Raw genomic sequence first — 18881 nt, 5'->3', positions numbered from 1 at the left:
AAAATCCCCGCAAGATTTACGCGCGGCACCCCGCGTGCCGCGCAGTCAACGCCGCGCGGCGACGATGGTCGCGGCGGCCACTGGAATGGCGGTTGGCGGTGCCGACACATACATCGGATTGATCGGCACCGGGTAGTGGACCGGCCGTGGCGGCGGCGCGTAGATCACGGTGGTCGGCAGATACACGACGACTCTCGAGTAGGCGGCGGAAGAACAGGCAAGACCGATAGCGGTGAAAGTCGAGGCGCAGGCGAGACGGATGGTCATTTGGGACTCCTGATACGTGGAATGCCGACGGACGGCAGACGGAACGATAAGCAGCAGGTCCGCAAAACGGAACCGCAAACTGATTTCATTCGGTGTCACGCTGCAGCAGCACCCGGCGCCGTGACATGATTCGACATGATTGTTGAATTGCGATCGCGCGCCGTCTGGCCAAGAATTCGGCCTGTCATCGAAACGGATCGCGGCACTCAGGCAGGCGACGCTCGATGATTCAACCGAAGGAGTCAGTCATGAAGAAGTTGCTCGCCACCGTGCTGCTGTGCTGCGCGTCTACCGTCACGTTCGCCCAGGCGGCCGCGCCGCAAGGTATCAGCCAACAGCGGATGGAGCGCATCGAGCAGCAGTTGCAAACGCGCTTTTCAAACGCGAACACCACGCACGACGGCAAGCTCACCCGCGACCAGGCGGCGTCCGGCATGCCGATGCTCGCGCGTCATTTTGACGAGATCGACACGCAGAAGGCCGGCTACATCACGCTGCCGCAGATCGAGGCATTCATGCAGGAACGCGGGTCCGCCCACTGAGCGGCGCGGATATCGAGGAGCTTTCAGATGGAACGCCCCGCCAGGATCATCGTGCTCGACGACGAAGCCGAGTTGCGCAACATGCTGCTGCGCTTTCTGCGCGGTCACGGCTTCGACGTGCGCGCGGCCGAGGACGGCAAGCGTCTGAATCGCTATCTGGAGCGCGAGCCGTTCGATCTGCTGATACTCGATCTGATGATCGGCGAGGAGGACGGCCTCGAGATCTGCGCGAAGCTGCGCGCGCAAGGGCAGACCTTGCCGATCCTGATGCTGACCGCGAAGGGTGATCCGCTCGATCGCGTGACGGGCCTCGAAACCGGCGCCGACGACTATCTCGCGAAGCCGTTCCTGCCGCGCGAGCTGGTTGCGCGAATCAACGCGCTGCTGCGCCGCCAGAAGATGGCCGCGGGCGATGTCACGGTGACTTCGCAGCGCGTGCGTTTCGGCAATTTCACGCTCGATGTCGGCAAGCAGCAGCTATCACGCGCGGGCGAGCCGCTCGAGATTCATTCCGCGCAGATGCTGTTGCTGGTTGCGCTCGCGTCGTCGCCGAATCGCGCGGTAAGCCGCGACAACCTGATCGCGCGAGCGCGAGGGCGCGACCATGAAGCGCTCGATCGCAGCATCGACGTGCAGGTGCTGCGCTTGAGGCAGATCGTCGAGGACGATCCGTCGAAGCCGCGTTTCATTCGTACCGTCTGGGGTGTCGGCTATATGCTCGTCGCCGACGTCGAATCATGATGCGCTCGCTGTCGCGCACGCTGCTGCCGCGCACGCTGCTCGCGCGCAACATCGCGCTGTTGATCGCGCTCGTGATGCTGAGCCAGATCTGCTCGATCGTCGTGCTGCTGCATTACGTGCAGCGGCCGCGCGTCGAGCGCGCGGCGGCCGTGTTCGCGACCTACGTGATCACGCTCGACAACCTGCTGGCGGCGACGCCGCCCGCCTCGCGCACGGCGCTGAGCGCGCGTCTCGACGCGCGCGAGCAGTTGCCGCCCGAAGCGACCGACACGCCGACGTACGATGTGTGGCGCGCGTATCGCACCTATCAGCGCGGCGTCTTTCTCGACAGCCTGCAGAAGCACCTGCCTGCCGATATGCCCGTGCGGTGGCAGACCGAGGGTGCGCAGCGGCTGTGGATTCGCATGCATGCGCCGGCTGCCGGCTCCGGCAACACCGCGGGTACCGCAGCGAGCGCGCCATACTGGATCGCGCTGCCGATGCCCGAGGACGCGCAGGGCAGCGGTCTCGAAGCGGCGATCTTTCTATCGTTGGGTCTCGGCGTGCTCGCCGCGCTCGCCGGCTACGCGATCCAGCTGCATCTGAACGAACCGTTGCACGAGCTCACGCAAGCTGCCCGCCGCGTCAGCGCCGGCGACTTGCCCTCGCCATTGCCGACCGACGGCCCCGCCGAAATCGCCGCCGTGGGCAGTGCTTTCAATCAGATGACGCGTGCGTTACAGGACGCCGAATCGACGCGCGCGCTGATGCTCGCGGGCATCTCGCACGACATCCGCACGCCGTTGACGAAGCTGCGCCTGTCGATGGCCATGGCGATGCCGCAGGGGGCCGACAGCAGCTTCGTGATCGCCGCCGAATCGTATCTGGATCAGATCGAGACGATCCTGCAGCAGTTCATGGATTACGCGGGCAGCGGCGAGCGCGAGGAAGCCCAGCCCGGTGATCTGAACGCGCTGATCGAACGGCTCGCCGGCGACTTCGCGGGGCTCGGGCATGAGTTCGAACTGTCGCTGGGCAGCTTGCCGGCCGTTCGATATCGGCCGATCAGCATGATGCGGCTCCTGATGAACCTGATGCAGAACGCGATCGTCTATGGCGGCAGCGGGCTTGCGGTGCGCACGTGGGCGACGCAAGACGCGGTCACGGTCGCGGTCGGCGATCGCGGCAAAGCTTTGACCGCGCAGGAGTTGGAAAAGCTGAAGGCGCCGTTCCAGCGCGGCAGCAATGCGCGTGCGCACGGGGGCGGCACGGGGCTGGGGCTGTCGATCGTCGAGCGGATCGCGCGGCTGCACGGCGGCGGCCTGCAGTTTCATGCGCGCGACGGCGGCGGCCTCGAAGTGTGGGTCGTCTTGCCGGTCAAGGCGGCATAAGCGCAAAACGGCGTGGCGGCGCGGCGGCGTGGCGTGTTGCCGCTCACTCCCGATCGAGCCACGCGTCGAGCCCGACGCGAAACGCGACGCCAGCGATCACCGGCACCGTCAGCATCAGGATGATGCCGAAGTTCGGGATCTCGTCGCCGTACATGATCGGGTTGTACAGAACGACGCCCGCCACGATCGAGAACATCGCCACGCCAATGGCGACCATCAGCAGATTGCGCACGGACAGCGACAGCGTTTTGCGCTTCGCCTTGTGCTTCGTGTCGTGAGCGCCGGGGACTTCGTCGTGTTGGGCAGGCATGATGGTTCTCGTGGCAAAAATGCGGCACCGGAAGCGGTCGCGGTGGGCGCCGCGCCCGGCATCATACCCGCGCGCGGCTCATGCGGATCGAGCCGCGCCGTTGCGGGTACTCATCCTTACCAACAATATAAGCCATTCCAGGTCGCGATTTCGGGCCTCGGCTTTTGGCTCCGCCGGGGGCGCCGAGTTCGCGCAAGACGCCGCCGAAGCAAGCATGCCAGCGCTCAGGCGATACGCGCTCGGGGTTACGACGACGCCGCCGCCTCCGTATGGTCGAGCCATTGCGCGAGCTCGAGTCGTAGCTGGGCGATATCGAGTGGCTTGCCGAGTAGCCGCGCACCCGGAATCGGCGCCCCGATCTCCGCGCTGCGACCGTAGCCCGACACCAGCAGCACGCGTATTTCCGGCTGGACGCGCCGTACCGCGCGGGCGAGTTCGTCGCCAGACATGCCGGGCAGCGTGAGGTCCGTCAACAGCACGTCGTAGTGTTCGGTGTTCGCGAGCGGCAGCGCTGTTTCCGCGCTCGCGACGGCGGTGCACGCGAGGCCTAGCGCGCCGAGCAGTTCGCCGAGCGCCTCGCGCGATTCGGTGTCGTCCTCGACGAACAGCACGCGCGCGGCTGCGCGGGCCACGCGCGGCTGGCTCTGCTTTTGCGGCTTGTTCTTCGGCTCTTTTCTCAACGCTTGCCGCGGCGCCTTCGGGTTCGTAGCGCCATGCGGGTTCGCGCTGTCGTACGCGGCGGGCGGCACGCACGCGGCGATACCCGCTTCGCGCATCCCGGCCGCATGGTCCGCGCGCGCGGCGCCCGCGCGCAGAACGTTGCGCACCATACGGGCAAGCTCGTCGCGCCGGTAGGGCTTCGACAGTAGTGTGATACCCGTGTCGAGCTTGCCGTGGTGGACGATTTCGTCGCGTGTATAGCCCGATGTGAACAGCGTAGGCAGCGGCGGCGTGCGCGCGGCCGCGCGTTGCGCGAGTTCGACGCTCTTCAGCTTGCCGGGCATCACGACGTCGGTGAACAGCAGATCGATCGGTACGTCGCTGTCGATGAACTCGATCGCCGCGTCGCCGTTCGACGCGGTCAGCACCTTGTAGCCGAGCTGCGCGAGCATTTCGACCGCGGTCAACCGCACGTCGGCATCGTCCTCGACGACGAGTATCGTCTCGCCGCCGCCCACCGACGCCGCGGTGCCGTCGACGGTCTCCGGCGTCTCCGCCTCGCAGCAGCGCGGAAAGAACAGCGACACCGCGGTGCCGTGTCCCACTTCGCTTTCTATCGACACATGCCCGCCGCTTTGCCGCGCGAAGCCGAACACCATGGAGAGGCCAAGGCCGGTGCCGTGGCCGTCGGGCTTGGTCGTGAAGAACGGCTCGAACACGCGTTGCAGCACGTCGGGCGGCATGCCCGAACCGGTGTCGGTAACCGAAAACTCCACGTATGCGCCCGGTGACAGCTCCGGCTTGTCCCGGCAGAAAGCGGCGTCGAGCAGGCGGTTGGTCGCGCGCACGGTGAGCACGCCGTCGGCGCGCATCGCGTCGCGCGCATTGATCGCGAGATTGAGCAGCGCGTTTTCGAGCTGATTGCGGTCGACCTGCACGTTCCACAAGTCGTCGCTGAGCACCGTGTCGATCCGCACCGTTTCGCCGAGCGCGCGGTGCAGCATCTCGCTCATGCCGGTCAGCAGGCGGCGCGGATTCAGCACGGTCGGCGACAGCGGCTGACGCCGCGCGAACGCGAGCAGATGAGCGGCGAGCTTCGCGCCGCGTTTGACCGCATCGGTCGCGGCGGATAGACGCCGCCGCGTGACCGGGTCGGCGTCGGCGTCGGCGGCGAGCATCTGCAGATTGCCGTTGATCACCTGCAGCACGTTGTTGAAGTCGTGCGCGACGCCGCCCGTCAGGCTGCCGATCGCTTCCATCTTCTGCGCCTGGCGCAGTTGTTCCTCCGCGAGCGCACGCGCCGCGATCGAATCGGCGACGCGCTGTTCAAGTGTTTCGGTTAGCTGAAGAAGTTGCTGTTCGGCGATCTTGCGCTCGTGAATATCGATCAGCACGCACGGAAAGCGTGTCGGCTCACCGTGTTCGTCGAACTGGCAGCGGCCGTTCGCCTGCACCCACATATAGCTGCCGTCCGGCCGCCGGATTCGATACTCCGCGCGATACGGCTCGCCGCTGCGGATTGCTTCGGCAGTCAGGCGGTCGTTGAGCGCCTGGTCGTCGGGATGGATCATCTGCGTCGCGGCATCGCGCGCGACGCCCTTCGACGCTTTGTCGCGCGCAACCAGGAAGGTGCGCGCGAACCGTTCGTCGCCGCTGACCTCGCCCGTGCGCAGATCGAGCACCCAGGTGCCGAGCACGGCGCCAGTGTTCAGCGCGAGCTGCAAGCGTTGGTTGGTCTCGTGCAGCTCGGCTTCGGCTTGCTGGCGCAGGCGCTCGGTCAGCACGCGCCCGGTGGTCTCGACAACCATCGCGAGCACGCCGGCCGGCGCGCCGCTGTCGCCCGCGACCGGGCTGTAGTACAGATCCATCCACACGTCTTCCGGCTTGCCGTCGCGCAGCAGCATCAGCGCCTTGTCGCGATACGACAGCGTGCCGCCCGCGAGGCAGGTGACCATGACCTGATGGTTGAAATCGGCGACTTCGGGCCAGCCGTCTTCGACCGGACGGCCGAGCAGATACGGATGCCGGCCGCCCGCGAAAACCGCATACGCGTCGTTGTAGATCATGTAGCCGGGCTCGCCCCACAACAGCACGAGCGGCACCGGCGAGGCGAGCATCAACTGGACCGTCGAGGTCAGACTGCGCTGCCAGTTTTCAATCGGGCCGAGGCTGGTCGCGCGCCAGTCGAATTCGCTGATGCGTCGCGCCATCTCGCCGCGCCAGCCGGCGCAGCCGTAGTCTTGTGCCGGAAAGGGCATGCCGCGCTCCACCTGAAATTACGTCGAAAGTGGTTGGCTCTTGACCGGGTTTCGAGGGCTTCGCGCGCGTCGCGCGGCCTTGCGAAACTGCAATTATTGTAGGGCACAACGTTGTCTCGTTGATCCCTCGTAGGGGCTATTCGGGACGGGGATTGGCCAATAAGCCTGTCCGAAAACGGACCGGTTTGCGAAGTGCTTGAATGCAAGCGCAACATTTACCGCGACGCGCGTTTGCTGCGCGGCGAAAGCGGAAGAAGCGCCCGCATTTCCGAAGTGAGGAACGCGAAAGCCCGAGGCTTGCGGCTTCTGAAGCGCAAGCCTCGGGCTGACCCATTGAGCGCATCCGTCAGTTGGACAACGACAGATACTGCGACGTCACCGGCACCGGCGGGAACGGCTGCAAGCCGGTCTGCTTGTTGAAGCTGTAGCGCACGTAGACCGCCGCGAGCCACTCGCGATATTGATAAGCGTTGCCGAGCGATGCGGTCGCCCCGACCGCGAGTTGCGGCGCGAGCTGATATTCGCCGACCCCGCTGATCGAATACGACACGCCGGTCTTGCTCTGGCCCGGGTAGACCGCGATCAGACCGTTGCCGAGGGTTTGCGCGGCGGCCGCCGCGTCGCCTTGCCGCGTCGAGCCGTCGCTCAGCGGGAAGTAGTTCGACGCATCCTCGCGATAGTGCTGCACGCCGATCGAACCCTTCACGTCATACGTAAAGAGGCCCGCGCGGCCCGACCATTCGACCGGCAGATTCAGGATCACGTACTGTTGCGGACTGAAGTAGCCGCCTTGGCCGTACGTGAAGTACGACAGATTGCGGTTGTAGCCCATGATCGTCGTGTTCACGCCAACCGTCAGCATCTGGTCGGCGTCTTTCAGCAGACGCGTGTAGACGCCGCCGCCACCCTTGACCGCGTTGTTGCTCGGCACGTTGGTGCCCATGTAGTGCTGATACGACGCGTTCACGTACAGGCCGCTCGTGCCGTCGTCCCACGTGAGGCTGGCGAGCGCGCCGTTCGACGTAACGCCGCCCCATTCGAGGCCAGAGGCCGCATCGCGCGCGCCCGCATAGGACAGCAGGCTGTCCGTCACCGCGCGGCGGGCGACCGCGATCGAGTACGAGACCTTGTCGGTGATGCCACCGTTGTATTGCGCGCCGCCGACGATGTTGGTCTCGCGGAAGCCGATCGGCGTCACGCCGATATCGCCGCTGATGCTGCGGCTGTCGTAGCCGACCGACAGGCCCACGCCACTCGCGGTCTGGCTACCGTAGTTGTTGTTGCCGGCAACCGCAGCCGATTCCGACGACGCGGTCGAAAGCCCCGCGCCGAAGCGCGCGAGCGTCGACGTGCTGTTCGAAGCGGTGCCTGCATCGAGCGTGACCGGGGTCGCGGTCACGACCACGTGACCGTTGCCCGCCTTGATGCGCCCCTGGATCGGCGCCTCGATGTCGGTCAGCGACGACAGGCCGTCCTCGCCCACGCGATTGCGAAAAATCAGGCCGCCCGACACGGTGCTCGACTGCTCGCGATTGACCTGCGCAAGCTCTTCGGCGACGCCGAGCGTCTGCGCGTTCGCGACGTTCGATTGCGGGTTGTGTTGCGCGTTGCTGCCGGGTGGGTAGTACGGCTGAGCGTAGCCGGCCGGCGGCTGCGGAATGTACGGCTGTTGCGCGTAGTAGCCCTGGTTCGGGTAGGGCTGCTGTTGATACGGCTGCTGCGGGGAGTACGGCTGATACGGCTGCGCATAGCCCTGCTGCTGCGGATAGGGCGGCGGCTGCTGGCCGTAGACTGGCGCGGGTTGGCTGGTTTTGGCCGGGTTTTTCTTAGTGCTCTTTTTCGTGCTCGCGCGTGTCGATCCGTACGGCAGCGACGGCGTCGACGCGGCGTTGGCCTGCGCTTCGCGTGCGGCCGGCGACATCGGCCACGGCGTCGCCGCATAGCCGTCCTGTGCGCCATAGGGCTGCTGTTCGTACGCCGGCTGCCCGTACGCCGGTTGCCCGTATGCCGGTTGCTGCCCGTACGGCTGCGGCTGCGCGTAACCCGCGTTGTACTGCTGCTGAGGCATCGGCTGCACTGGCGCCTGGCCTTGCCCCGGATAAGGCTGCAATGTCGCGCCCGACTGGCTCGACCCATAGGATTCCTGTCCGTAGCCGCCGAGCCCGGCGGCGGAGCGGGGCGCTCCGTACGGTGCGGCGACGGGCGCGGGCTGCGCGGCAGGCGCGCTAGAAGGCGCAACATACGGCGCGACATACGGCGCGGGCTGAGGAGGCGGCGGATAGTTCGGCACGGTCTGCGTCGTCGAGGAAGACTGCGTATTCAGGAACGGAAGCGCGGGACGCGCGGCATTGTCGGCGTCGCCCGAACGGACGATCGCCGTTTTGCCTTCGAAGGGATTGGTGCCCGGCAGCGGCGTCGCGCCGATCTGGCTCATCGCCGTTTCCCAGCCGCGCGGCACGTTGGTGCCCGCGTTGCGGGGCGCGTTCGCTGCCAGCGGCGTATTGGCCGCGACCAGCGAGCGTTGTAGATAGGTCGACGCGAGCGACAGCTTGCCCTCGGCGCGATACATGCGGCCCACGGTGGCGAGCACGCCCGGATCGTTGGGCGCGAGTGCGAGCGCCTGGGTCGCGAGCGTTTCGGCATAGCTGTACTGCTTCGCGCCGGCGGCGGCCGAGATCGCCGCCTGCAGCAGGTTCCGATCGTCGGGGCGGCGCTGCAGCGCGACGCGGTAGCTCGTGAGCGCGCTGCGATCGTCGCCCGCGCTCGCATACAGACGGCCGAGCGCGGCCTGCAGGTCGGGGTTGTCGGGCATCGCGGCGAGCCACGGGGCGATCACGTCGTAGGCGCTCGCGAGATCGCCGCGCTGGCGTACCGCATCGGCCTGTCGGATCACGATGCCGAGATTCAGGTCGTTGAAGTCGGCGCGCTGCTGCGGCGTCAGTTGCATGCCCTGCAACTGTCGCATCACGGTGCCGAGCTCGGCCTGCTGGTTGGCCGCGGACAGAATGCCCGCGTATTGCAGCAGCAGATCGGGGTTGCCGGGCGCCGCGCTCATCGCGCCGCGCACGAGGCCGAGCGCGCGGGTCGGGTCGCCGGCCTGCTGGTACGCGCCGGCGATCACGCCGATCAGTTCGGGGTTGTTGCCGGCCACTTGTTCGGCGGCGCGCAACGCCGCGATGGCCTGCTGCGTCTGACCGTTCTTCGCCATGCGCGTCGCGAGGTCGGCCTGCTGATGCACCCACAGACGATGCTGCAACGCCGTCATCGCGTCGGTGCGCTGCGCGGGCGCAACGCGGTCGAGCTGCGCGAGACCGGTCGACCAGTCCTGCGTTTCCGCCGACAGCAGCGCGCTCGCGTAGAGCGCATCGGTCATGTCCGGGTGCGAGGCGAGCAGGCCGTCCATCATGCTGCGCGCGTTCGCGAGCGCGCCCTGGCGCACGTAGATGCGCGCGAGGTCGAGCCGCAGCCACGGATCGTCGGGCTTGTTGAGCAGCGCGTCCTCGAACAGGCTGCGCGCGGTGCCGAGATCACCGCGCGCTTCGGCGGCGCGCGCCTGCGCCGCCTGCGCGTCGCCGCGCAAACGGTCGATGCCGCCGACCTTCGCCCGCTGCTCCGCGTTCAGCTGATTGGCGAACTGCAGCGCCTCGTCGGCGCGTCCCTGCGCGGCGAGCGCGCCGACGAGCCCGCGAATCGCGTCGGGGTTGTCGGCCTGGCGGCGCAGCGCCATCCGGTACGCCTGCTCGGCGCCGGCCGGGTCGCCGTTGGCGAGCAGCATTTCGCCGAGCAGCACCTGCGCAGTCACGTCGGACGGATTCAGCGCGATCGCGCGCTCGAACAGCGACTTCGCCTTCGCGAACTCGCCGTTGCTGCGCGCGCCGATCGCATCGCTCGTGTAGGTCCAGTAGGTCGCGCTGTCGAGCGCGGTTTTCCAGCGTGCCGGATTGGAACCGCGCGAGGCTCGGTCGAGGTAAGTGCGCGCCTCGGCGAAATGCTCCTGCTTCAGCGCGGCGATGCCCATGCCGCCGAGCGCGTCGGTATCGTTAGGACTGTTTGCGAGCACCGATGAGAATTTCGCGCGCGCGGTCACGATGTCGGCGCGGTCGAGCGCGGCGAAGCCGTCGGCGATCACGCGGCCGCGCGTGTCGGCCGCGGCGTTTTGCTGCGCGCGGGCGCGCGCCGCGCTGTCTTGCTGCACCATCGATTCGAAGCGCGCCTTCACGGCGGCATCGTCACCGGCGGTTTGGAAGTACGACTCGTACAGCGCGGCGTCGGAGGGCCGCGCGTCGAGCCATAGCAGCGCCTGGCGCCAGCTCTTTTTCGCCGCCGCGCCGACCGAACTGTCGCCCGCGAGCTTTTGCAGCCGCGCGATACCGTCGCGCCGCGTCACGTCGCGATAGGTCAGATGCTGCGCGGACGCGAGCGCGTAACGCGGGTCGTTCGGATTGTCGTGCGCGAGCTGTTCGAGGCCGCGGCGCGCTTCGTCCCAGCCTTGCGGCGTCGCTGATAGCGCCTGGTAGTACTCGAGCTGCAACTCGGGCGTGGCGGGCTTGCCGGTCAGCGCGCGCTGATACTCCTGCACAGCGCTCGCGCTCTGGCCGGCTTGCGCGAGCCGGCGCGCGTCGTTGATCGTCTGGTCGCGCGGACTCGATTGGCCGAGGCGGCGGCCGAGCTCATCGAGATTCGGATAGTTCGGCGCGGCCGCCTTCAACCGCGCGAGGTACTGCTGCGCGCCCGCGCCGTCCTTGCGATCGGCGAGCACCATGCCCATGCCGAAGAGGGCGTCGGGCTGCTTCGGATCGATGCTGAGCACCTTCCGCCAGGCTTGCTCGGCGAGGTCGCCACGCTGATGCGACTGCCAGTACTTGCCCTGGTCGATCAGCACGCTCAGCGGATCTTTGGTCGCCTGGGCAAGCGCATCGGGCGCGGCCGCGGCCACGCAGAAGACCGCGCCGACGGCCAGCGCGATGCGCAGCGACACGGCGAGCGCGTTCAATCGCATGCAGTCCTCCAGGCGGGCACGAGACGGCCGGCTTCATCGAAGCGGTAGCGGCCATCGATGAACCCCGAGCCGAACAGACCCAGCACACGATCGTAGTAAACCGGTTCGCGGCCCGGCACGCTCGCGTCGAGCGCGGCGAGCCGCGTGCGCGCGAGGCCGAGGCCATGCTCGTCGCCGAGCGCCTTGAAGTATGGCGCGAGCGCGCCCCAGTAGCTGAGCGGGCCTTCGCCGCTCGACGCGCCAGTGGTTGACGACACCTTCTCCGGCGGGAAGCCGTTTTGCGCGACCTTCGCGCGCATGCCGCCGAGCGCGCCGAGCCACGGCTTCGCGAGCGGATCGGCGGGCGACGCAAGGCCGGCCCACAGATAGACGCGGATCGCGTCGTAGCTGCCGACGTCGCCGTTGTTCGGATCGACGACGAACTGGCCGTTCTGCCACGCCGCCCAGTCGGGCGCGAAGCCATGCGGCGAGACGGTCTTGACGAACTGCAAGGCGTTGTCGGCGAGCTTGGCCCATGGGCCGTCCGGCACCTCGTGCGCGAGCGCGCGCAGCACCGGCAGCGGCAGATAGCTCGGATTCAGACGCGTGACGTTGCCGTTCCTGAAACCCTGCGCGCCCGGCAACAGCGTCGGCCCGAGGCCGGGCAGGCTGACGACTTCGTCGTGCGCGATGCGCTCGGCGAGCGCCTGACCGAGCCGCGTGTAGGCGGGGTTGCGCCACAGGCGGCCGGCCTGCAGCAGATCGTAGGCAATCCACAGATCGGAATCCGACGCCGAATTCGGATCGAGCACGCCGTACGAACCGTCCGGCTTCCTGCCCCATTGCCATGCCGGCAGCCGCACGTTCTGCGCGTCGAACTGGTTGCCCGCGAGATTCGCGCGGGTCCAGCCGAGCAGCTTGTCGAAGCTCGCGCGGTCGTTGGCGACCAGGGCGAAAAAGAGCGCGTAGGACTGGCCTTCCGAGGTGGTCTGCTGGGCCGGCGTCGAATCATCGATCACGCGGCCGTCGGCCTGCACGAAGCGCTCGACGAAACTGCGCCAGGCGCTCCAGTCGCCGCATGCGGGGCCGTTCTGCGCGGCCTGAGCGGCGCCGCTCAAACCCGCAAGACTCGCCGACGCCACCATGCCGATACCGAGCGCCAGCGCAAAAGAGGTTCTTCTGTTGATCCGAAACCGCATACGAGTCATATCCGTTCCATCAGTCCTTCAGTCGACGCGCGGCGATCGCGCGCAGCGTCCGGTAGCACAAGCCCGCGAGGATCAGCGCGGCGAGCACGCCGCCGAGCAACAGCAGCAGCGGATGCGACGACAGCGCCCAGCGCAGATACTCCTGCGGCGACAGGCGGCCGACATAGTAGGCGGTGCCGTTCGACGTGATGGTGACGTCGCGGCCGTGGATCACGGCCATCGCGCCTTGAATCTTCGGCAGCACGTCGGCGTCGAGCAGCGCGGCGGACAGATCGGCGTCCGACGGGCCGGCCGCGCTGATCAGCGCAACCGCGCTGCGGCCTATGTGCAGCGGCGACTCGAAGCCGGTCAGCAGGGCCGCGCCGTTCGAGCTGACCATCGTCAGATCGGCGCGCGCGGGCGTGCGCTCGACGCCGCGCTCGCCGTGCCACCAGTCTTGCAGCTTGAACACGAGGTCGGTGAGCTGGAACATGTGCGCGGCGCCGTCGCTGGAGAACGGCATCGACTTCGACCAGCGCTGCAGCAGCGGCTGCTTGCCGGGCGCGCCGAACATCAGCAGGTCCTTCTCCGCGAAGCGATCGATGTCCGCCGCATGAGTGACGCTGACGCCCGCGACCGGGTAGCCGGTCGATTCGCCCATGCGGCCCATCGTCAGTAGATACAGGCTGTAGTCGCTCGCATTGGCGTCGTCCGGCAGCACGACGGCGGTCTCGGAGAGGTCCGCCATCCGCGTGAACGGGAAGCCGCTATTGGCGAACGCGGCCAGATCGGGCAGCGCCATGTAGTGCGGGAACGACGACAGGTCGATCGTCGAGTTCGGATCGATCGCGCCGACCACGTTCTGCGGCAGGCGGCCCGCGCATTCGCCGGTGTTCGGGATGTCGTAATAGAAGTGCAGGCGCAGCTGCGTGCGCGGCGTCATCAGCAGCGGCGGGATGCGGATGTTGCGGCGCGCGTCGGCGGTGCCGTCGGGCATGATGAGGTTGAAGTAGCGGCTCAGCTCGAACACCGACGCAACCCGCGCCGGAATCGGCAGCGCCTGCACGAAGCCGTTGTTCACGCTGATGTTCAGCGACGAGCGATCGCGCGCCGGCCGCACCGTGTAGCGGTAGCGCAGATCGATCGGCGCGCCGAGCGTGTGCCACATGAACAGATCGGGCGGCACCCGCATGTTGATGCGCACCGCGTCGGCGTCGTAGCCGAACACGGTCAGGTCTTTCGGATCGGCGAGCTCGCCGAAGCGCACGGCGCGGTTGGTCGGCAGCCAGTTCGGCGCGTCGTACGGCACGCGCGGCGTGATCTCGTTCAGCGACGTGATCGTCGCGCTCGCGCCGGACAGCGCGCTATGGCCGAGACCGAGCGACTTCGCGGCGGTCTTCAGCTCGGCCTCGTTGCGGCCGAGCACGAGCAGCAGCTTGCCGCGCGCGTTCGCGTCGCGCGCGACCACCGCGATGGTCGGCCCGGTGATCTCGGGAATCGTCACGCCGGCCGGGTGCTGGTCGCTCGTCGCGAACACGACCGCGTTGCCCGACAGCGGCGCGTCGTCGAACTGGGCGGGAAACACCGCGCCGCGATAGCCGGCGAGCGAGCCGAACCACGACGCGACGATGCCGGCCGCTTCGAGCGTGCCGTTGCCCGGCTTCTGCGCGAACACGAACGGCAGTTCGAGCCGGCGCACGTCGCGGCGGTCGAAGAACGGCTGCGGCAGCGCGGCCAGCTCCGCCTTCGTCGCGAGCGAAGAGTAGGTCAGGTCGAGCGAACTTGCATTGCTGATGGTTGCCCACAGCGACGAGTGCGCGGGGTCTTCGCAGGCCGTCGTGTAATGGCCGATCAGCTGCAGGTTCAGGTGGTTGAAGTCGGTGATGAAGCGCGGATCGATCGTGATGTCGCGCGCGACCAGCATGCCTGCCTGCTCGTGCGGCAGCGGCAGCGTCGCCGCGACTTCGCCGTTGACCAGCACCTTCAGTTGCGACAGATTCGCCAGCAGTGCGGGCGAGTAGCTGTAGATCAGATGCAGCGTCGCGCCGGTCACGACCTCGTCGCCGCGCACCGAGAACGCGATGCCGTTCTGGCCGTCGACACCGCGCAATTGCAGCGGATCGAGCGCGCCGAAGTCGGCGAACGTCAGCATCTGACGGCGGCGGCCCGGCACCAGCGTGCCAGGCTCGGCGGTGGTCGGCGTGCGCATGCCGAGCGCCTTCACCGACGAGGTCGCCAGCGCGGGCGTCGGCGTGGCGAGCGGGCCTTGGGAGATCGCGTTCGGATCGAACGGCACCGCCGCGCTCGGCGCGGGCACGTTGCCGACACCGGTCGCGACTTGCGCGGTTTGCGGCGCGCCGGCGGTGGCCGCCGGGGTGGCTGCCGGGGTGGCTGCTCCGGCCAGCGGCGCGAACGACGCCAGCGCGGTCTGCAGCGCGAGCCAGCAGGCGACGCCGCGCATGATTCGCCGCGAGCGCCACGAGCCGTGGCGGGCAAACCAGCGCGATTGGGGTCCAGTGCTGTTGCGCCCGTGAGCCGGGCGTTCGATATTGTCCTTCGCCATCCTGTCGCCCATAGATCAGTCTTTCGTTTTCAGCTTCTTGAGGTTCGCTGGACGGCTCCTGGCCGAACCGCGCAAGTCGTCGTACAGATGCTCGAACAGACCCGCGATGCCGCGCGCGCCGACCTTCAGTACGTGCGACAGACCGCGCAGCGGGGTGTCGTGCTCGCGCCCCTCGGCCCAGCCGGTCCACGCGTCCGCGCGCGCGAAGGTGGTCTTCACGAACTCGTACTCCTGTTCGCGCGACATCGACGAAAAGCGCAGCCCCACGCGTCCCGGCTCGGTAAAGCTGACGGTGGCGGGGAACGCGTACTCCTCGTCGCCGCGGAACAGCGACACGCTCACGCGCTCGTGCATCGGCACTTCGATGGTGCTGGGCAGCGCGACACCGACGCCGCCTTCCGAGTAGTCGATCGTTTCGCACGCGAGCGTGCGGCCGGTCGAGAACTTCAGCATCACGGGCATCTTCATCGCGACGCGCGGCACCGCGCGGATCTGACGGCGCTCGCTCGCGGCAGCCACGCTCGCGCCAAGGATCAGCATGTTGTAGCCGGTCCACGCGAGATTGAGCAGCGTGGTCTCGACGATGCTGCGCACGTGCCAGTTCATGTAGATATGCACGAGACCCGCGAGGAAACCGAGCAGGTTCAGCAGCAGCAGGAACAGATACGGCCGCGAGATCGACCAGTCGAAGTAACTCTTCTCGATCACGCCGCCCTTGGCCGTCACGTTGAACTTGCCGAGCTTCGGGTTGATCATCGCGAGCAGCGTCGGCGCGGTGATGTACGACGCGAGCACCGACTCATAGACCTCGGCCCAGAACGAATGGCGGAACAGGCGCTGCATCCGAGAGTTCGTGATGCTTGCGTGCATCATGTGCGGCAGCGCGTAAATCGCGATCATGCTGGCGGCCGCTTCGATCACATGCGCGCCGAAGAACAGATACGACAGCGGCGCGGTCAGGAACACGAGACGCGGCACGCCGTAGAAGAAATGCATCATCGCGTTCAGATAGCACAGGCGCTGGCCGATCTTCAGCCCCTTGCCGGTGAGCGGATTGTCGATGCGGAAAATCTGCGTCATGCCGCGCGCCCAGCGAATGCGCTGGCCGATGTGGCCCGACAGGCTTTCGGTCGCGAGGCCGGCGGCCTGCGGAATCGCCAGATACGCGGTGGTATAGCCGAGGCGGTGCAGCTTCAACGCGGTGTGCGCGTCCTCGGTCACGGTCTCCACCGCAATGCCGCCGATCTCTTCGACCATGCTCCGGCGCAGCAGCGCGCACGAGCCGCAGAAAAACGTCGCGTTCCACAGATCGTTGCCGTCCTGCACGAGGCCGTAGAACAGCTCGCCTTCGTTCGGCACCTTGCGGAAGGTGCCGAGGTTGCGCTCGAACGGGTCGGCGGAGAAGAAGTGGTGCGGCGTCTGCAGCATCGACAGCAGCTTGTCGCGCAGGAACCAGCCGAGGCCGATCTGCAGGAACGAGCGGGTCGGAATGTGATCGCAGTCGAAGATTGCGAGGTACTCGCCGCTCGTGATCTTCAGCGCCTCGTTGATGTTGCCGGCCTTCGCGTGGCGATTGTGCGTGCGGATCGTCCAGTTCACGCCGACTTCTTTGCAGAACGCCTTGAACTCGGGGCGGCGGCCGTCGTCGAGCACGTGGATCGATATTTTGTCGGCCGGGTAGTCGAGCGCGAGCGCCGCGTAGACGGTCGGCTTCACGACGGCGAGCGGCTCGTTGTAGGTCGGGATGAACACGTCGACGCTAGGCCATTCGTCGCGATTGGCGGGCAGCGGCAGCGGCTTGCGCTTGAGCGGCCACGCGGTCTGGAAGTAGCCGAGCAGCAGCACGATCGTCGAGTAGAGTTCGGCGGACACCAGCAGCAGACCCCAGGCGGCGTCGAGCGGATGCTCCCAGTACGTCGTTTCGGTCAGGCGCCAGTACATGTAGCGGCCCGACGCGACGATCGACAGCATGATCATCACCATCGTCGCGTAGCGGCCGGGCAGCCGGCGAAACAGCAGCGCGAGCACGAAGCACAAGGTCGCGAAGCTCAGCTGTTGATAGAACTGGAGCGGCACCGAGAACACGAAATACAGCATGTACAGCGCGATCAGCGTGACGAGGCCGGTGACGATGCGGCTGTTCCAGAAGCTGGCGTCGATGAAGCGTTGGAACCGCGACGGCTCGCCGCCCTCGGGCTCGCGCGAGGAGGCTGGACTGCTCATGCGACGTTCCTTGGCTGGGCGGCGATCGCGTCGAGCGCCGCCATCAGCCATGCGCCGCATGCGCGGAAATCGGCGGCGGCCTGGCTCAGTGGATCGTAATGGATCAACGTGGCGTCGCAGGCAAGCGCCTCGCTGACGCCTTCGTCGAGATGGATCACGCCGGGGAACACCTTGCCGGCGAGCATCTGGCGCAGCACCTTTAGCACGTCCTTGGTCAGTTGGCGCGACTGGTCGATCTGGTTGACCACATAGCCGACGCCGCCGAAGTCCGCGCGCGGCGCGGCGTAGGTTTCGATCAGCCGCTCCATCTGCGGGATCGCCGCGTACGACGCGGCGTCGGCGAGCACGACGTTCAGCGCGAAGGTGGCCGCGCTCAGCGCGGTTCGCACGTAGGCCGACGAGCCGGGCGGCGTATCGACGATCACGATGTCGGACGCGTCGAGCCGCAGGTGCTGCAGCGACTGCGCGAGCCATTGCGGATGCTGGTCGACATGTGCCTCGAAGCGGCGGCGGTCGTCCTCCAGCAGCGCACCGTAAGGCAGCACGGTCACGCCGTCGAGGCCGTCGAACATCACTGTTTGCCACGGGTTGCCAGAGAGTGTCGCGCGCGACAGGCCGTCGATGCTGTCGAGCGGCACGCCGAAGTGCAGACGCAGGGCGTTCTGCGGATCGAGATCGAGTGCGATTACGCGCCGGCCGCTGCTGGCGAGCACGGAGGCGAGATTGGCGGCGAGGGTGGTCTTGCCGACCCCGCCTTTGGCGGACACCACGGCAATGACTTTCATCAGCGACGCGGACCGTTGGTGAGCCACGAGGCGAAGCCGTCGCGCACGGCGCCGGCGGGTGCCTGCGTGCGTTGGGCGGGCGTGCCGCGCAGACGATCGAACACCGAGTTCAGCGACGCGGTCTGGGGCGCGGGCGCGGTCGCGGTCGCTTGCGGCGGCGCAATCGGAGTCTGCACGGCAAACATCTTGCCGAGGATCGACGGCAGTTGGGCCGGTTTCGCGGGCTGGGCCGTATAGGGTTGCGTGGCCTGCAGCGCTTGCATCGATGGGGCCGGCGCGCGGAACTGGAACGCGGCCGGGAAGCTTGCGGGCGGCACCGCAGGCGGGGTCACCGGTGCCAGCGGCGCCGCGGCAACCGGCGCAACCGGCGCAACCGGCGCAACCCGAACATCCGACGCGGCAGCCATGCCCGACGCCGCGACGCCTGCCGCCGCGCGCGGGGCGGCCTCGTCGAGTGCATCGGCCGTACTGAAGCGCGACGCGCCGCTCGGCGTCGCCGGCTGGGCGGCAGCCACCGGCACCGGTGGAATGTCACGCCGGTGCGGGCGCGCGAACAGCGGCGCCTTCGCGCGCGTCACCGATGCGATGTCTTTCGGTGTCGTGTCCTGCTGGACGCCGAGCCGTGACGCCACGCTCACCGGCGGCTGTGCTGTCGCTTCGCGAAGCTGGCCGATTGCCGGAATGGCCGGTTGTGTCAGATCGAGCGTCACGAGCAGCGGCCAACGAGTGCGCGCGCTGCGCGCGTCGTTTTCGCGGCCGATCTCCTGGTACGCGTTGGCGTCGCCGCCGAATTGCTCGAATAGTTTTTCGATGTCGCTCGATGAACTCATGATGCCGTCGTCTGTTGCATACCGTGTATTTGGACTGCCGTCCCTGATTCCGTGTGGCGGCCGTATGACCGTCGCACGTTTCTTGCGTTACAGCGCACTACCTTGAAGCTGGTATGTCGTTCGCGCGTCGTGCATCTGGAGTCGTGCCGATGAGTCGCACGCACCGA

12 protein-coding genes are annotated in these 18881 nt (G+C 67.5%); 3 read left to right on the top strand and 9 right to left on the bottom strand.

Annotated features, from left to right (window positions below; genetic code table 11):
- Positions 1 to 45: 45 nt before the first annotated feature.
- Positions 46 to 267: a hypothetical protein gene (locus tag OKW43_RS01905; protein ID WP_246530167.1), complete on the bottom strand. Its 222-nt coding sequence runs from the start codon at positions 265 to 267 to the stop codon at positions 46 to 48.
- 248 nt (positions 268 to 515) lie between these two features.
- Between OKW43_RS01905 and OKW43_RS01900 the strand changes: the two genes are divergently transcribed.
- Genes OKW43_RS01900 through OKW43_RS01890 form a run of 3 tightly spaced genes read left to right on the top strand, consistent with a single transcriptional unit; the run spans position 516 to position 2920 of the window.
- Entirely contained in the window at positions 516 to 809 is a 294-nt protein-coding gene (locus OKW43_RS01900) for an EF-hand domain-containing protein (protein WP_187636153.1), read from the top strand.
- A gap of 27 nt (positions 810 to 836) precedes the next feature.
- Positions 837 to 1550, top strand: coding sequence for a response regulator (locus tag OKW43_RS01895; RefSeq protein WP_429444839.1), 714 nt, complete (start codon positions 837 to 839; stop codon positions 1548 to 1550).
- Positions 1547 to 2920 carry an ATP-binding protein gene (locus OKW43_RS01890; protein WP_429444837.1) on the top strand — a complete coding sequence of 458 codons (1374 nt, stop codon included), beginning with the start codon at positions 1547 to 1549 and terminating at the stop codon, positions 2918 to 2920. Before OKW43_RS01895 ends, OKW43_RS01890 begins: the two co-directional genes overlap by 4 nt.
- A 43-nt stretch (positions 2921 to 2963) precedes the next feature.
- On the opposite strand, the gene OKW43_RS01885 is transcribed toward OKW43_RS01890, so the two are convergent.
- The 8 genes from OKW43_RS01885 to bcsP all read right to left on the bottom strand — a co-directional run bounded on the left by OKW43_RS01885 (position 2964) and on the right by bcsP (position 18714).
- Entirely contained in the window at positions 2964 to 3230 is a 267-nt protein-coding gene (locus OKW43_RS01885) for a hypothetical protein (RefSeq protein ID WP_187636150.1), read from the bottom strand.
- A 245-nt stretch (positions 3231 to 3475) separates the two neighbouring features.
- The gene (locus OKW43_RS01880) at positions 3476 to 6148 is read right to left on the bottom strand and encodes a response regulator (protein WP_429444834.1); all 2673 of its coding nucleotides are present in this window, start codon (positions 6146 to 6148) and stop codon (positions 3476 to 3478) included.
- Between the two features lie 346 nt (positions 6149 to 6494).
- On the bottom strand, positions 6495 to 11147 hold the full coding sequence (locus tag OKW43_RS01875) for a cellulose synthase subunit BcsC-related outer membrane protein (protein WP_429444832.1): 4653 nt from the start codon (positions 11145 to 11147) through the stop codon (positions 6495 to 6497).
- On the bottom strand, positions 11138 to 12325 hold the full coding sequence (gene bcsZ, locus OKW43_RS01870) for a cellulose synthase complex periplasmic endoglucanase BcsZ (RefSeq protein WP_429447301.1): 1188 nt from the start codon (positions 12323 to 12325) through the stop codon (positions 11138 to 11140). Before bcsZ ends, OKW43_RS01875 begins: the two co-directional genes overlap by 10 nt.
- A gap of 19 nt (positions 12326 to 12344) precedes the next feature.
- Positions 12345 to 14888 carry a cellulose biosynthesis cyclic di-GMP-binding regulatory protein BcsB gene (bcsB, locus tag OKW43_RS01865; RefSeq protein WP_187636147.1) on the bottom strand — a complete coding sequence of 848 codons (2544 nt, stop codon included), beginning with the start codon at positions 14886 to 14888 and terminating at the stop codon, positions 12345 to 12347.
- Positions 14889 to 14891: 3 nt separating this feature from the next.
- On the bottom strand, positions 14892 to 17099 hold the full coding sequence (gene bcsA, locus OKW43_RS01860; RefSeq protein WP_429444830.1) for a UDP-forming cellulose synthase catalytic subunit: 2208 nt from the start codon (positions 17097 to 17099) through the stop codon (positions 14892 to 14894).
- Entirely contained in the window at positions 17096 to 17884 is a 789-nt protein-coding gene (gene bcsQ, locus OKW43_RS01855) for a cellulose biosynthesis protein BcsQ (RefSeq protein WP_429444828.1), read from the bottom strand. The genes bcsA and bcsQ overlap by 4 nt, the downstream gene beginning before the upstream one ends.
- Positions 17884 to 18714 (bottom strand): cellulose biosynthesis protein BcsP, encoded by an 831-nt coding sequence (gene bcsP, locus OKW43_RS01850; protein ID WP_429444826.1) that lies wholly within the window; start codon positions 18712 to 18714, stop codon positions 17884 to 17886. The genes bcsQ and bcsP overlap by 1 nt, the downstream gene beginning before the upstream one ends.
- Positions 18715 to 18881: the final 167 nt, after the last annotated feature.

The sequence above is a fragment of the Paraburkholderia sp. WC7.3g genome, from assembly GCF_050436345.1.
GTDB classification, from domain to species: domain Bacteria; phylum Pseudomonadota; class Gammaproteobacteria; order Burkholderiales; family Burkholderiaceae; genus Paraburkholderia; species Paraburkholderia podalyriae.
This window is presented reverse-complemented; position numbering and strand designations above follow the sequence as displayed.

Coding starts and splice junctions, on each gene's coding strand:
- OKW43_RS01890 (WP_429444837.1), top strand. CDS start 1,547: ATGATGCGCTCGCTGTCGCGCACGCTGCTGCCGCGCACGCTGCTCGCG.
- OKW43_RS01895 (WP_429444839.1), top strand. CDS start 837: ATGGAACGCCCCGCCAGGATCATCGTGCTCGACGACGAAGCCGAGTTG.
- OKW43_RS01875 (WP_429444832.1), bottom strand. CDS start 11,147: ATGCGATTGAACGCGCTCGCCGTGTCGCTGCGCATCGCGCTGGCCGTC.
- OKW43_RS01900 (WP_187636153.1), top strand. CDS start 516: ATGAAGAAGTTGCTCGCCACCGTGCTGCTGTGCTGCGCGTCTACCGTC.
- bcsQ (WP_429444828.1), bottom strand. CDS start 17,884: ATGAAAGTCATTGCCGTGGTGTCCGCCAAAGGCGGGGTCGGCAAGACC.
- bcsB (WP_187636147.1), bottom strand. CDS start 14,888: ATGGGCGACAGGATGGCGAAGGACAATATCGAACGCCCGGCTCACGGG.
- bcsA (WP_429444830.1), bottom strand. CDS start 17,099: ATGAGCAGTCCAGCCTCCTCGCGCGAGCCCGAGGGCGGCGAGCCGTCG.
- OKW43_RS01880 (WP_429444834.1), bottom strand. CDS start 6,148: ATGCCCTTTCCGGCACAAGACTACGGCTGCGCCGGCTGGCGCGGCGAG.
- OKW43_RS01905 (WP_246530167.1), bottom strand. CDS start 267: ATGACCATCCGTCTCGCCTGCGCCTCGACTTTCACCGCTATCGGTCTT.
- bcsP (WP_429444826.1), bottom strand. CDS start 18,714: ATGAGTTCATCGAGCGACATCGAAAAACTATTCGAGCAATTCGGCGGC.
- bcsZ (WP_429447301.1), bottom strand. CDS start 12,325: ATGCGGTTTCGGATCAACAGAAGAACCTCTTTTGCGCTGGCGCTCGGT.
- OKW43_RS01885 (WP_187636150.1), bottom strand. CDS start 3,230: ATGCCTGCCCAACACGACGAAGTCCCCGGCGCTCACGACACGAAGCAC.